The organism is Pseudomonas sp. HMSC066A08, assembly GCF_001813025.1.
Lineage (GTDB): Bacteria > Pseudomonadota > Gammaproteobacteria > Pseudomonadales > Pseudomonadaceae > Pseudomonas > Pseudomonas aeruginosa.
Genome location: NZ_KV811378.1, coordinates 60,085 through 73,639, shown reverse-complemented (window position 1 = coordinate 73,639; position 13,555 = coordinate 60,085). Strand labels below are relative to the sequence as shown.

At 66.9% G+C, this 13,555-nt stretch carries 12 protein-coding genes; all 12 read left to right on the top strand.

Features of this window, described 5'->3' with window-relative positions; all coding sequences use genetic code 11:
* Positions 1-364: 364 nt before the first annotated feature.
* Positions 365-1,756 (top strand): PhoH family protein, encoded by a 1,392-nt coding sequence (locus HMPREF2886_RS31785; RefSeq protein ID WP_003093038.1) that lies wholly within the window; start codon positions 365-367, stop codon positions 1,754-1,756.
* Between the two features lie 265 nt (positions 1,757-2,021).
* On the top strand, positions 2,022-3,023 hold the full coding sequence (locus HMPREF2886_RS31780; RefSeq protein ID WP_039026971.1) for a fimbrial protein: 1,002 nt from the start codon (positions 2,022-2,024) through the stop codon (positions 3,021-3,023).
* A gap of 327 nt (positions 3,024-3,350) precedes the next feature.
* On the top strand, positions 3,351-3,833 hold the full coding sequence (moaC, locus tag HMPREF2886_RS31775; protein ID WP_003093030.1) for a cyclic pyranopterin monophosphate synthase MoaC: 483 nt from the start codon (positions 3,351-3,353) through the stop codon (positions 3,831-3,833).
* Complete coding sequence (gene moaD, locus HMPREF2886_RS31770; protein ID WP_033972232.1) at positions 3,830-4,081, top strand: molybdopterin converting factor subunit 1; 252 nt, start codon at positions 3,830-3,832, stop codon at positions 4,079-4,081. The genes moaC and moaD overlap by 4 nt, the downstream gene beginning before the upstream one ends.
* 4 nt (positions 4,082-4,085) lie before the next feature.
* A complete protein-coding gene (gene moaE / locus HMPREF2886_RS31765; protein WP_039026970.1) occupies positions 4,086-4,538 on the top strand; it encodes a molybdopterin synthase catalytic subunit MoaE in 453 nt (150 codons plus the stop codon).
* A gap of 101 nt (positions 4,539-4,639) precedes the next feature.
* Entirely contained in the window at positions 4,640-5,197 is a 558-nt protein-coding gene (gene moaB, locus HMPREF2886_RS31760) for a molybdenum cofactor biosynthesis protein B (RefSeq protein WP_070749115.1), read from the top strand.
* Positions 5,194-6,417: a molybdopterin molybdotransferase MoeA gene (gene glp, locus HMPREF2886_RS31755; protein WP_033972242.1), complete on the top strand. Its 1,224-nt coding sequence runs from the start codon at positions 5,194-5,196 to the stop codon at positions 6,415-6,417. The genes moaB and glp overlap by 4 nt, the downstream gene beginning before the upstream one ends.
* Before the next feature lie 114 nt (positions 6,418-6,531).
* The gene (locus tag HMPREF2886_RS31750; RefSeq protein ID WP_033978704.1) at positions 6,532-7,527 is read left to right on the top strand and encodes a ubiquinone anaerobic biosynthesis protein UbiU; all 996 of its coding nucleotides are present in this window, start codon (positions 6,532-6,534) and stop codon (positions 7,525-7,527) included.
* A gap of 11 nt (positions 7,528-7,538) precedes the next feature.
* Positions 7,539-8,429, top strand: coding sequence for a U32 family peptidase (locus HMPREF2886_RS31745; protein ID WP_003110916.1), 891 nt, complete (start codon positions 7,539-7,541; stop codon positions 8,427-8,429).
* Positions 8,423-8,926: a ubiquinone anaerobic biosynthesis accessory factor UbiT gene (locus HMPREF2886_RS31740; RefSeq protein WP_042165305.1), complete on the top strand. Its 504-nt coding sequence runs from the start codon at positions 8,423-8,425 to the stop codon at positions 8,924-8,926. Before HMPREF2886_RS31745 ends, HMPREF2886_RS31740 begins: the two co-directional genes overlap by 7 nt.
* A 457-nt stretch (positions 8,927-9,383) precedes the next feature.
* A complete protein-coding gene (locus HMPREF2886_RS31735; RefSeq protein WP_070749113.1) occupies positions 9,384-10,946 on the top strand; it encodes an alkaline phosphatase D family protein in 1,563 nt (520 codons plus the stop codon).
* A 36-nt stretch (positions 10,947-10,982) separates the two neighbouring features.
* The gene (locus tag HMPREF2886_RS31730) at positions 10,983-13,325 is read left to right on the top strand and encodes an endonuclease/exonuclease/phosphatase family protein (protein WP_070749111.1); all 2,343 of its coding nucleotides are present in this window, start codon (positions 10,983-10,985) and stop codon (positions 13,323-13,325) included.
* Positions 13,326-13,555: the final 230 nt, after the last annotated feature.

Sequence of the window (13,555 nt, the reverse complement as noted above, 5' to 3'; positions counted from 1 at the left end):
TGGCGGCTTTATGTCGCAGGGGCAGGGGGAAGGGAATGGCGCTGGAAAACCGTTGAGGCACGGAAAAACGGAGGGTTTTCACAGGGATGGGACCGATAACACTAGACCTCGCGCAGGGCTGCGCCAAGGTATTTCGTCGCTTGCGGAAAAAAAACCTGCTGATGACGAAAAGTACTTTTTACCGTCATATTTTTTGCGGTATTTGTGGAACCGTAGACCGCCGAACCCTGCAGCACAGGTGGCGGCCCCGGCCCTCACCTCTGCTGTCAGGCTCTCCCCACCGGAAGAGAGAAGGCGGCTCGCCCCCCGGCGGAGCGCTGACCCGGCATTCCGTCGCCAGGCCCTTAGCAGAAGGTGATCGCGTATGGATGACCACGGACGTTCCCGCCCCACCCAACCTACCCTGTACGTCCTCGATACCAATGTCCTGATCCATGATCCGAATGCCTTGTTGAACTTCCAGGAGCACCGTGTCGCGATCCCGATGACGGTGCTCGAAGAGCTGGACAAGCTGAAGACCGGAAAGCACACCATCGCCGCCGAGTGTCGCCAGGCCATCCGCCTGATCGACCAGGTTCTGGGCGAGGCCACGCCCGAGCAGGTCGAGGGAGGGGTACCGATCCAGCGTGGCAAGAACGGCCCCAGCGGCAGCCTGTCGATCCTCATGAGCAAGCGCGCCGAGCCCATCACCTGGCTGCCGGAGCACCTCAACGACAACAAGATCATCAACCAGTTGGTCGAGCTGAAGAGCCGCCACAGCGGCGTGCGCGTGGTGCTGGTGACCAAGGACATCAACATGCGCCTGAAGGCGCGCGCCTGCGGGGTGGACGCGGAGGACTACCACACCGACCAGTTGATCGACGACGTGGCCCTGCTGTCGCGCGGCTACCATTCCCTCGCCGGCTCCTTCTGGGACCGCGTGAGCAAGGTCGAGACCCGTCAGGACCACGGCCGTACCTGGCATCGCGTGCAGCTCACCGACAACCTGCCGGCGGTGCACATCAACGAGTTCATCGTCGACGAACAGGGCTTCGTCGGTTGGATCAAGGGCATCCAGCAGGACGAGCTGACCATCCTCGACCTGCACCAGGAGCCGCTCCTGCACCAGGAAGCCTGGGGCCTGCGGCCACGCGACGTGTACCAGTCGCTGGCGCTGTACGCGCTGCTCGACCCGGACATCCACCTGGTCAACCTGTCCGGTGCCGCCGGTTCCGGCAAGACCATCCTGGCGCTCGCCGCGGCCATCGAGCAGACCATGGTCAGCAAGCGCTACCGGCGCATCATCGCCACCCGCAGCGTGCAGGGCCTGGACGAGGACATCGGCTTCCTGCCCGGCACCGAGGCGGAAAAAATGGAGCCCTGGCTCGGCGCCATCACCGACAACCTCGAAGCGCTGCACATGGACGACGAATGCACCCACGGTAGCGTCGACTACATCCTCAGCAAGGTGCCGCTGCAGTTCAAGTCGCTGAACTACATCCGCGGTCGCAGCTTCCAGCAGAGCCTGATCCTCATCGACGAATGCCAGAACCTCACGCCGCACCAGATGAAGACCATCATCACCCGCGCCGGCAGCGGTTCGAAGGTGATCTGCCTGGGCAACCTGGCGCAGATCGACACGCCCTACCTGTCCGCCACCAGCTCCGGCCTGACCTACCTCACCGAACGCTTCAAGGACTTCCCCCACGGCGTGCACGTGACCCTGCAAGGGGTGCCGCGCTCGGTGCTGGCGGAGTACGCCGAGGCGCACATGTAGTCGCCGGCCGCGCAGGCCTCAACCGGGCCTTTCCTGCCTTCCCTGTCCCGCCTGGCCGGTCGGCCGGGCGGGACCCCTTGCCCCGGTCGTGACCGGCGGCTTCTCCGGGCGCCAGGAACCGTCTGCTCCAGCCAGGCCTCTGAGTGGTTCAGGGGAGGTTTCATATTCTTTTATAAGAAATTTCTTATGTAGATATTCGTAAGATTACGAATTTTACGGCGGTGATAAATTTCGCATCCGTAAATTTCAATGAGAAACTTCAGACATGTTTCGCCGCGTTTTCTTTAGGTACATACTCCTTGGCTTCCTGCTGGCCAACTCCTGTTTCGCTGTGGGCAGTTGCAAGGTAATAAGAAGCGATGGCGTCACGGTCGACTCTCTCATAGTGACTCTGCCGCGCTTTACGCCCGATGAGTTCGATCCGAACATTCCCCTGGGAACGGTGATCTTCTCCTCTTCCGGCAATTCGTCGGGAATGGGAGGAAGCATTTCCTGTACCAGTGCTATCGGTACCGTCATTTATGTCGGGTCGACGGCGCCGGCCCCCGGCCTATATAACACCTATCCAACAACGGTCGCAGGCGTGGGCGTGAGAATCAGGGGAGGCATCAATCCCGAGTCGTGGTGGCCGCAATATCGTGATTCGACGTCCACCACTTACACGCTGGATGCTGCTTCAAACTTCACGGTGGAACTGGTGAAAACCGGACGGATCACCTCCGCTGGAGAAATTACCGGGGAGCTGGGTAGGACGGTCGTCCTGAACGAGGGGCTGGTGGCCCGGAGAATCAGGGTGAACGGCTCAATCCCGATCAAGCCGAGGGTCCCCACCTGTTCCCTGCTCAGCAAAAGCGTGCCGGTCAACTTTGAGCAAGTCAAAATTTCCAGCCTGATGGACGGGGCTCTTGCTGGTGTTAAGAAATTCGACCTCAAACTCAGGTGTTCCGGTGGGGAGGAGGGCTCTACCACGAGGATGTTCGTGACTTTTACCGATGCTTCCAACCCTGGGAACACCAGCGGCGTGCTCTCGCTTTCAGCGGCCTCCAAGGCATCGGGAGTTGGCATACAGATAAGGAGAGCGGACGGCCAGGTCGTCAGGTATGGCCCCGACTCCAGCCAGGCGGGCAATGTCAATCAATGGCAAATCGGGGAGTTCGGCAATGTCGATGTCGTCGTCCCTCTCCAGGCGGGTTATATCAAGACCGCCTCCCAGGTTACGCCAGGCAGTGCCAATGGCTCGGCCACTTTTACATTGAGCTATCAATGACGCGCGAAGAGCCTAAGGCGGGTTGGATGTCCCCGGCCGTCGAAGGACTCCTGGATTGCCTGATGCGTATATGTTTGCGCGGCGTGGATCGTCCCGGTTTCTCGGGGGCATGCCATGGCCGTGCGTCGCCTCCATCGTTGTTCCTGGCTTTCGGTTGGAGGTTTGCCCTGGCGTAGCACTGGCATCGAGGGCCGGGCACCGAAGGCCAGTGGGGGATGTACCTATTTTTGTATACACTCATTCCTCTTCCGCACTCGCTCCAGGCATCGCACCCTGTCCCCCAGGGCTTACAATGGCTGGCCAGTACCTTCCCTCAGGAGCACCCACGTGCTGACCCATCTCGATTCCCAAGGCCGCGCCAACATGGTCGACGTCACGGAAAAGGCCGTGACCTCCCGTGAAGCCACGGCCGAGGCCGTGGTGCGCATGCGCCCGGAAACCCTGCAACTGATCCAGGACGGCGGCCATCCCAAGGGCGACGTCTTCGCCGTGGCGCGGATCGCCGGCATCCAGGCGGCCAAGCGCACCCACGAACTGATCCCGCTGTGCCATCCGCTGCTGCTCACCAGCGTCAAGCTCGAACTGCAGGCCGAGGCGCCGGACGCCGTGCGCATCCGCGCGCGTTGCCGGCTGGCCGGGCAGACCGGCGTGGAGATGGAAGCGCTCACCGCCGCCAGCGTCGCGGCCCTGACCATCTACGACATGTGCAAGGCGGTGGACCGCGGGATGGTCATCGAGCAGGTCCAGTTGCTGGAGAAGCTCGGCGGCAAGAGCGGCCACTACCGCAAAGAGGAGGAAGGGCAGGCATGATCCGCGTGCAGTATTTCGCCCGTTACCGCGAAGCCCTCGGCGTCGACGGCGAGCAGTTGAACTGGGACGCCGGGCTGGCGACCCTCGGCGCCTTGCGCCAGCTCCTGGTGGAGCGCGGCGGGGCCTGGGAGAGTACCCTCGGCGAGCAGAACCTGATGTGCGCGCGCAACCAGGAACTGTGCGGCCTCGACGAGCCGCTGCAGGACGGCGACGAAGTCGCCTTCTTCCCCACCGTCACCGGAGGTTGAACCCATGGCCATCCGCGTCCAGCAGGCCGCTTTCGATCCGGGGCAGGAGCTCAACGCCCTGCATGCGCAGAACGTCGGCATCGGCGCGGTGGTCGGCTTCGTCGGCTACGTGCGCGACTTCAACGACGGTCGCGAGGTCGGCGGGATGTTCCTCGAACATTATCCGGGCATGACCGAGAAGGCCCTTGGCAAGATCACCACCGAGGCCGGGCAGCGCTGGCCGCTGCTGCGCCTGGAGATTCTCCACCGCATCGGCCGCCTGGAGCCGGGCGAGCCAATCGTCTTCGTCGGTTGCGCCAGCGCCCACCGGCAGGCGGCGTTCGACGCCTGCAACTTCGTCATGGACTACCTGAAGACCCGCGCGCCGTTCTGGAAGAAGGAAGACACCGCCGAAGGCCCGCGCTGGGTCGAAGGCCGCTGCAGCGACCAGGCCGCCGCGCAGCGCTGGGAGGAGTGACGGCTACCCACTCGCGCCGCCGGCTTACCTCTTCGGAGGAATAGCCAGCCGGGGGCCCGCGGTTCAGGCTGAGGCATCGCCCGTTCCGAGGACCCCCTTCCATGAGCCACCTGGCCACCTCCACCTTCCAGCCGCTGAACATCGCCATCCTCACCGTCAGCGACACCCGTACCCTGGAAACCGATACTTCCGGCCAGACCCTCGCCGACGCGCTGCTGGCCGCCGGTCATCGCCTGCACCAGCGGAGCCTGAAGACCGATGACATCTACCAGATCCGCGCGGTGGTCTCGGCCTGGATCGCCGACCCCGAGGTACAGGTCGGCCTGATCACCGGCGGCACCGGCTTCACCGCGCGGGACAACACCCCGCAGGCAGTCGGGCCGCTGTTCGAGCGTGAGGTCGAGGGCTTCGGCGAACTGTTCCGCCAGCTCTCGCAGCGCGAGATCGGCACTTCCACCATCCAGTCGCGGGCGCTGGCCGGGCTCAGCAACGGCACCCTGGTGTGCTGCCTGCCCGGCTCGCCGGGCGCCTGTCGCACCGCCTGGAACGAGATTCTCCTGGCGCAACTGGACAGCCGCACCCGTCCGTGCAATTTCGTCCCGCACCTGAAGACCCCGCCAGCCGTGGTGCCGGTGGTCGGCTGCGGGTGCCGCTCGTGAGCGCTTGCGCCTGCGGTGGCGGCCAGCTGCGCCCGCTCGACGAGGCGCTGGCCGAACTGCTGGCGCGCGCGCCGCGCCCGCCAGCCTGCGAGAGCCTGGCCCTGGAGCGGGCGCTGGGACGAGTGCTCGGCGAGGACCTGCTGGCGCCGATGGACCTGCCGCATTGGGACAACAGCGCGATGGACGGCTACGCCTTGTGCTCCGCCGACCTGCCGCGCAGCGGCGGCAGCCTGACGGTCGGCGCGCGGATCGCCGCCGGCGACACCCGCGGCATGAGCCTGCCGCTGGGCCAGGCGGCGCGGATCTTCACCGGCGCACCGCTGCCGACCGGCGCCGACTGCGTGGTGCCGCAGGAACTCTGCGTGGTCGACGGCGAGCGCGTGCAGTTGCCGCCGGTGAGCGCCGGCCAGCATGTGCGCCGGCGCGGCGAGGAGTTGCGTCGCGGCGCGCCGGTGCTGCGTGCCGGACAGCGCTTGCGCCCGCAGGAACTCGGCCTGCTGGCGAGTCTCGGCGTCGCCACGGTCTCGGTGCGTCGGCGCTTGCGCATCGGCCTGCTGAGCAGCGGCGACGAATTGCGCGAGCCCGGCCAGACACTGTTGGCCGGGCAGATCTACAACGCCAACCGTTACTGCATCGGCGCCTTGCTGCGCGGCCTCGGCTTCGAGGTGCACGACGAGGAAGTGCTCGCCGACGAACTGGTGGCCAGCCGCGATGCACTCAGCCTGGCTGCCTCCGAATGGGACGCGCTGGTCACCAGCGGCGGTGTCTCGGTAGGCGAGGAAGACCACCTCAAGCGCGCCATCGCCGAGCTTGGCGAGGTCAACCTGTGGCGCCTGGCGATCCAGCCGGGCAAGCCGTTCGCCTTCGGCTCCGTGGCCGGCAAGCCCTGGCTGGGGCTGCCCGGCAACCCTGCGGCGGCGCTGGTCACCGCATTGCTGGTGGCGCGCCCGTTCCTGCTTCGCCAGCAGGGACTGTTCGACGTGCTGCCGCGGGCGCTGGCGCTGCCGGCGGCCTTCGACTGGCCGCAGCCACGGGCGCGTCGCCAGTACCTGCGGGCGCGACTCGATGAGCGGGGGCGGGTGGAGATCCACCCGCAGCAGGGCTCGGCGATGCTGCTTGCCGCCAGTTGGGCGGACGGGCTGGCGGTGATCGAGCGCGGCGCCACCCTGGGCGTGGGTGATGCGATCGACTTTCTGCCGTTCTCCGCATTGATGGCCTGAGGCCTTCTTGATCCCGGTCAAGCGCCGACCGGGAGCGTCTTTCTAGAGTGTGGCGCCTGTGCCCCGGGGTTGCCCACTGCCGCGGAGCGCGTTTTTCGCCAGAGGAGCAACCCCATGCAACTGGTCTGTCCGGCGGGCAGCCTGCCCGCCTTGAAGTCGGCCCTGCGACAGGGCGCCGATGCCATCTACGTCGGTTTCCGCGACGACACCAACGCCCGCCATTTCGCCGGCCTCAACCTTGACGAACGCCAGTTGCAGGAAGGCCTGCGGCGAGTCCACGAGGCCGGGCGGCAGCTCTACGTAGCGGTCAACACCTATTCCAGCGCGCAGGGCTGGGAGCGCTGGCAGCGCGCGGTGGACCAGGCCGCCGACCTCGGCGTCGATGCGTTGATCGCCGCCGACGTGGCGGTGCTCGGCTATGCCGCGAAGCGTCATCCGCGGCTCAACCTGCATCTGTCGGTACAGGGCTCGGCAACCAATGCCGCGGCGCTGGCGCTGTACCACGAACGCTACGGCATCCGGCGCGCGGTCCTGCCCCGCGTGCTATCGCTGGCGCAGGTGCGCCAGGTGGCGGCCGGCAGTCCGGTGCCGGTGGAGGTATTCGCCTTCGGCAGCCTGTGCATCATGGCCGAGGGCCGCTGCCACCTGTCGTCCTACGTCACCGGCGAGTCGCCGAACCTCTGCGGCGTCTGTTCGCCGGCCAGGGCGGTGCGCTGGAGCGAGGAGCCGGAGGGATTGACCTCGCGCCTCAACGAAGTGCTCATCGACCGCTACGCCACCGGCGAGGCGGCCGGCTACCCGACCCTCTGCAAGGGCCGTTTCCTGGTCAATGGTCAGCGCTTCCATGCGCTGGAGGAGCCGACCAGCCTGAACACCCTGGACCTGGTTCCGCAACTGGCGGAAATCGGTGTGGCGGCGGTGAAGATCGAAGGCCGCCAGCGCAGCCCGGCCTACGTCGAGCAGGTCACCCGGGTCTGGCGCCAGGCGCTGGACAGCTACGCCAGCGCGCCGGGCGCCTATAGCGTGCAGCCGCAATGGCAGCGCGCGCTGGCCGGACTTTCCGAAGGGCACCAGACCACCCTGGGCGCCTATCACCGTTCCTGGCAGTGAGGACCGCCGCGATGAAACTGAGCCTGGGACCGCTGCTGTTCTACTGGGACAAGCGGCAGATATTCGATTTCTACGCCGAGATGGCCGGCCAGCCGCTCGACGTCATCTATCTCGGCGAGACCGTCTGCGCCAAGCGCCGGGCGCTGTCCCTGAACGACTGGCAGGCGCTGGCCCGCGAGCTGGCGCAGGCGACCCGTGCCGAGCTGGTGCTCTCCGGGCTGGCGCTGATCGAGGCCGCTTCGGAGCTGTCCAGCCTGCGCCGGCTATGCGAGAACGGCGAACTCCGGGTCGAGGCCAACGACATGGCCGCCGTCTATTACCTCAGCCAGCGCGGCGTGCCCTTTGTCGGCGGTCCGGCGCTGAACCTCTACAACGGTCATGCCCTGGCCGAACTGTATTCCTGGGGCATGCGTCGCTGGATTCCGCCGGTGGAAGTCTCCGGCAAGCTGCTGCGCGGGGTGCTCGACCAGGCTGCGCAGCTGGGCCTGGAGCAATTGCAGACCGAGGTCTTCGCCTACGGTCACCTGCCGCTGGCCTACTCGGCGCGCTGCTTCACCGCGCGAGCGGAGAACCGGCCCAAGGACGACTGTCAGTTCTGCTGCCAGCAGTATCCCGAAGGTATCCCGCTGCTCAGCCAGGAGGGCGAGGCGCTGTTCACCCTCAACGGCATCCAGACCATGTCCGGCAAGGTCAGCAACCTGCTGGCCGACTACCGCTCGCTGGAACATAGCGGCGCCGACCTGCTACGCCTGAGCCCTCGGGCGCAGGGCATGGCCGAGGTGATCGCGGCCTTCGACCGGGTACGCAAGGGTGCCGCTCCGCCGCTCGCCGTGGAAGGCTGCAACGGCTACTGGCACGGCCGGCCGGGGATGCTGCGGGCAGAGGAGGCGGGGCTATGCTGAACCGCCAACGCCTGCTCCTCGGCGTCGCCGGACGCCTGTTGCCGCTGGCGGCGAAGGTTCCGCGCGGGCTCCAGCACCTGGTCCTGCAACGGGTCGCCAACCGGCTGTTCGCCCAGCCGTTGGAGGAGGGCGCCTTCGACCTGCTGGAAGGTCGCTGGCTGCGCCTGGAAGTGAGGGACCTCGGCGTCGGCTGGTGCGTCACCCGGGTACCCGGTGGCCTGCGCCTGGTCGAACGGCCACGGGCCAGCGTGATCATCCGTGGCGACTGGCGCGACTTCCTGTTGCTGGCCAGCCGGCAGGAAGACCCGGATACCCTGTTCTTCCGCCGCCGCCTGGTGATCGAGGGCGACACCGAGCTGGGCCTGGCGGTGAAGAACCTGCTCGACAGCCTCGACCCGGAGCACCTGCCGCCTTGGCTGTGGAACGCGATGGAGCGCGCCGGGCGGGCGGTGCGGGAGGAGCGTGGCGAGGTGGTACAAGGTGCGCAGGGCGCTTGAGGTTCGTGCAGGAGAGCCGCAGAGATAGCCGACGTTAGGAGCGCCCAGGTCTGCTGCAGCGACAGCGTTCTGCCGGTATGGGACGGCGCAGAGCACGTCGGCGATTTACACCGCAGTGCACAACAGCGATACCGTCGCTTAGAGCCTGAAGCCCGCTCAAGCTTTAAGCGACATCCTCCCTCAAGTTGCCAACTACCGTGTAGGTAGCTAAAAAAACGGTCCCTTGCTCGCGCCGACCAAGCGCCCCGTTCACTGCCGTATAGGCAGCCTGACTTCCACTCGGACTCGCAAATGGACGCTGGAAGGCAAGAGACGATCACCGTGGAACGACTGGAAGACAATGCCGTTCACACCCGGCTTTCCCCTGACGAAACGAATAGCCTGTCCGTCTCCGTAACGCCCCTGTCAACTTGCCCCGGTAAACCGGACCTTCGTGAAGCCTGCGGAGAACTCCGGTATGAGTGGGATGGACCTCAAGCGCCGCCGCGTCGTGCAAGGCCTGGGCGCTGGACTGCTGTTGCCGGCGCTGGGCGCGCCGGCGCTGATCGCCTCGCCCAGGGCGCGGCCGAAGCTGACCGATGGCGTGCAATCCGGCGACGTGCAGGGCGACCGCGCGCTGGTCTGGAGCCGCACCGACCGCCCGGCGCGGATGATCGTCGAATGGGACACCCGTAGCGTCTTCAGCGAGCCGCGCCGGCTGGTCTCGCCGGTCACCGACGAGCGCCTCGACTACACCGCGCGCATCGACCTGCGTGGCTTGCCTGCCGACCAGTCGATCTTCTACCGGGTGCGCTTCGAGGATGCCCGCGACGGCAGCCTGAGCAAGCCCTGGTTCGGCCACCTGCGCAGTGCGCCGAGCGAGGCGCGCAATATCCGTTTCGTCTGGAGCGGCGACACCTGCGGGCAAGGTTTCGGGATCAATCCGGATATCGGCGGCATGCGTATCTACGAAGCCATGCGCCGACGCCAGCCGGATTTCTTCCTGCACAGTGGCGACACCATCTATGCCGATGGGCCGATCCCCGAACGTATCGAGACCGAGAGCGGGCGCATCTGGCGCAACCGGGTGACCGAGGCCAAGAGCAAGGTCGCCGAAACCCTCGACGAGTTCCGCGGCAACTACCGCTACAACCTGCTCGACGACAACCTGCGCCGCTTCAACGCCGAGGTGCCGCAGATCTGGCAATGGGACGACCACGAGACCACCAACAACTGGTCCTCCAGCAAGCAGCTCGACGAGCGCTACCAGGTGAAGGACATCGACGTGCTGGCGGCCCGCGCGCGCCAGGCGTTCCTCGAATACGCGCCGCTGCGCTTCCAGCGCCAGGGGCGCGACGGGCGGATCTACCGCAAGGTCGCCTACGGCCCTTTGCTCGACGTGTTCGTCATCGACATGCGCAGCTACCGCGGTGGCAACAGCGCCAACCTGCAGGCGCGGCGCAGCGCCGCCACGGATTTCCTCGGCCGTGAGCAGTTGCAATGGCTCAAGCGCGAGTTGCGCGGTTCGCGCGCGCAGTGGAAGGTGATCGCCGCCGACATGCCGATCGGCCTCTGCGTGCCCGATGGCAAGGACGCGCAGGGCCGCGACCGCTGGGAGGCCATCGCCAACGGCAACGACGGCGCCGCCCTCGGCCGCGAGCTGGAGATCGCCGACCTGCTGCGCTTCGTCCAGCGCGCCGGGGTGCGCAACACCGTCTGGCTGACCGCCGACGTGCATTACTGCGCTGCCCACCACTACAGCCCGAAGCGCGCCGCGTTCAAGGACTTCGCGCCGTTCTGGGAGTTCGTCGCCGGGCCTCTCAATGCCGGTAGTTTCGGACCCAACGCGTTGGATGGCACGTTCGGCCCGCAGGTGATGTTCCAGAAGGCCCCGCTGGTCCAGAACAGTTCCCCCTTCGCCGGCTACCAGTTCTTCGGCGAGGTGGAGATCGATGCGCAAAGCCGCGCGCTCACCGTCACCTTGCGCGACCTCGACGGCGAGCCGGTGTTTTCCCAGGAACTGCAGCCCGACGGCGCCTGAGCCGCGGCGACCCCATTCCGATAAAGGAGTATCCCGATGCACCCCTTGCGTAACGCCGCCCTGCTGGGCGGCCTGGCCCTGCTGGGCCTGCCGGTGGCCCACGCCGGCGAGCTGATCATCTCCGAGTATGTCGAAGGCAGCGGCAACAACAAGGCGCTGGAGTTCTACAACAGCGGCAGCCAGGTCCTCGACCTCTCCGCCTACCGCGTCGAGTTCTATTTCAACGGCGCCAGCGCGGCGGGCCGCAGCATCGACCTGAGCGGCAGCCTGGCGCCGGGCAAGACCTTCGTCCTCGCCAACGGCGTGGCCGACCCGGCGTTGCTGGCGCTGGCCAGCCAGCGGGTGGAAGGCAGCTGGTTCAATGGCAACGACGCGGTGCTGCTGCGCCGGCGCAGCGGCGAGATCCTCGACAGCCTCGGCCAGGTCGGCTTCAACCCCGGCACGACCTGGGGCAGCGGCGATGTGCAGACCCTCGACCGGAGCCTGGTGCGCAAGGCCGACATCCGCGACGGCGACAGCGATCCCAGCGACGCCTTCGACCCGGCGGCGCAATGGCTGGGCTACCCGCGCGACACCTTCGCCAACCTCGGACAGCATGGCACTGGCGAGCCCGGCGGTGGCGAGGAGGTCGGCCTGCGACCGATCCACGAGGTGCAGGGCGCCGGCGCCGAAAGTCCGCTGGTGAACCAGCGGGTCGCCATCGAGGGCGTGGTGGTCGGCGACTTCCAGAACGCCAGCGAGTTGAAGGGCTTCTACGTGCAGCAGGAAGATGCCACGGTGGACGGCGACCCGGCGACCTCCGAAGGCATCTTCGTCTACGACGGCGGCAACGGCAGCGACGTCAAGCTCGGCGACCGCGTCCGGGTGATCGGCCAGGTCCGCGAGTTCAACGGCCTCACCGAGCTGGTCGGGCCGCTGCAGGTCAGCGTCCTGGCGAGCGGCGTGGCCTTGCCGACGCCGGCCGGCATCCGCCTGCCGCTGGCCAGCGCCGATGCGCTGGAGCGCTACGAAGGCATGCGCGTGCAGCTCCGCCAGACGCTGACCGTCAACGAGGTCTACAACCTCGGCCGCTACGGCGAGGTCCTGCTGTCCTCCGGCGGCCGCCAGATGACTCCGACCAACGTGGTGGCTCCCGGCGAACAGGCCAAGGCCATGCAGGCGCGCAACGACCTCGACCGGATTCTCCTCGACGACGGCCGCAGCGGGCAGAACCCCGACCCGATCCGCTATCCGGCGCCGGAACTGAGTGCCTACAACAGCCTGCGCGTCGGCGACCGCACCAGCGCTATCGACGGCGTGCTCGACTACTCGGCCGGCAGCTACCGTATCCAGCCGTTGCAGACGCCGACCTTCGAGGCGGCCAATCCGCGTCCGGCCCAGCCGGCGGTGGAAGGGCGCCTGCGGGTGGCCAGCTTCAACGTGCTCAACTACTTCAACGGCGATGGCAAGGGCGGCGGTTTCCCCACCTCGCGCGGGGCCAACACGGCCGAGGAGTTCCAACGGCAGAAAGCGAAGATCGTCGCGGCGATCCTCGCCTCGAAGGCGGACATCGTCGGCCTGATGGAGATCGAGAACGACGGCTACGGCGAGTTCAGCGCCATCGCCGACCTGGTCAACGGCCTCAACGCCAGCCTGCCCCAGGGCCAGCGCTATGCCTTCGTCAACCCGAACCGGGCGAAGCTGGGCAGCGACGAAATTGCCGTGGGGCTGATCTATCGCGGCGACAAGGTACGCACCTATCGATCCGCGGCGGTGCTCGACAGCTCGGTGAACCCGGAGTTCGACGACACCCGCAACCGTCCGACCCTGGCCCAGACCTTCCAGGAGATCAATGGCGGCGAACGCCTGACCATCGCGGTGAACCACCTGAAGTCGAAGGGCTCGGCCTGCGACGGCGACCCGGATACAGGCGACGGCCAGGGCAACTGCAACCTGACCCGGGCGCGCGCCGCCCAGGCCCTGGTGGACTGGCTGGCGGGCGATCCGACGGGCGCCAAGGAGCCTGACCGCCTGATCATCGGCGACCTCAATGCCTATGCCAAGGAAGACCCTGTGAACGTCATCCGCGGCGCCGGCTACACCGACCTGGTGGCGCGTCAGGCGGGAGCAGGAAAGGGCTACTCCTACGTGTTCTCCGGGCAGTCCGGCTACCTCGACCACGCCCTCGCCAACGCCAGCCTGGCGCGCCAGGTACGCGGCGCGGTGGAGTGGAACATCAACGCCGACGAGCCCCGGGTGCTGGACTACAACGTCGAGTTCAAGACCCCTCGGCAGCAGGACAGCCTGTACAACGCCGAACCCTACCGGGCCTCCGACCACGACCCGGTGGTGATCGGTATCGACCTGCGCCGGGTGGCGATGAAGAAGCACCGCAGGTAGGCAGCGGATAGCGCCCGTGGCGTTGGTCGCCATACGCAATCCAGGCCACCCGAGGGTGGCCTTTCCGCATGGCGCGTGAGCCTGGTAGGGCGAATAACCGCTTGCGGTTATCCGCCGTTGCGGCGGGGTGCCGGCGGATAACGCCGGTGGCGTTATTCGCCCTACGGAACGGAGATCCCTCCAGGGTGACCTTCTGCATGGCACGTGAGCCTGGTAGGGCGAATAACCGC

Bases quoted from the DNA above. Each gene is read 5' to 3' on its own strand.
- moaB (WP_070749115.1), top strand. From the start codon at position 4,640: ATGAGCCACCTGGCCACCTCCACCTTCCAGCCGCTGAACATCGCCATC.
- HMPREF2886_RS31740 (WP_042165305.1), top strand. From the start codon at position 8,423: ATGCTGAACCGCCAACGCCTGCTCCTCGGCGTCGCCGGACGCCTGTTG.
- HMPREF2886_RS31745 (WP_003110916.1), top strand. From the start codon at position 7,539: ATGAAACTGAGCCTGGGACCGCTGCTGTTCTACTGGGACAAGCGGCAG.
- moaD (WP_033972232.1), top strand. From the start codon at position 3,830: ATGATCCGCGTGCAGTATTTCGCCCGTTACCGCGAAGCCCTCGGCGTC.
- HMPREF2886_RS31730 (WP_070749111.1), top strand. From the start codon at position 10,983: ATGCACCCCTTGCGTAACGCCGCCCTGCTGGGCGGCCTGGCCCTGCTG.
- HMPREF2886_RS31735 (WP_070749113.1), top strand. From the start codon at position 9,384: ATGAGTGGGATGGACCTCAAGCGCCGCCGCGTCGTGCAAGGCCTGGGC.
- HMPREF2886_RS31780 (WP_039026971.1), top strand. From the start codon at position 2,022: ATGTTTCGCCGCGTTTTCTTTAGGTACATACTCCTTGGCTTCCTGCTG.
- HMPREF2886_RS31785 (WP_003093038.1), top strand. From the start codon at position 365: ATGGATGACCACGGACGTTCCCGCCCCACCCAACCTACCCTGTACGTC.
- HMPREF2886_RS31750 (WP_033978704.1), top strand. From the start codon at position 6,532: ATGCAACTGGTCTGTCCGGCGGGCAGCCTGCCCGCCTTGAAGTCGGCC.
- moaE (WP_039026970.1), top strand. From the start codon at position 4,086: ATGGCCATCCGCGTCCAGCAGGCCGCTTTCGATCCGGGGCAGGAGCTC.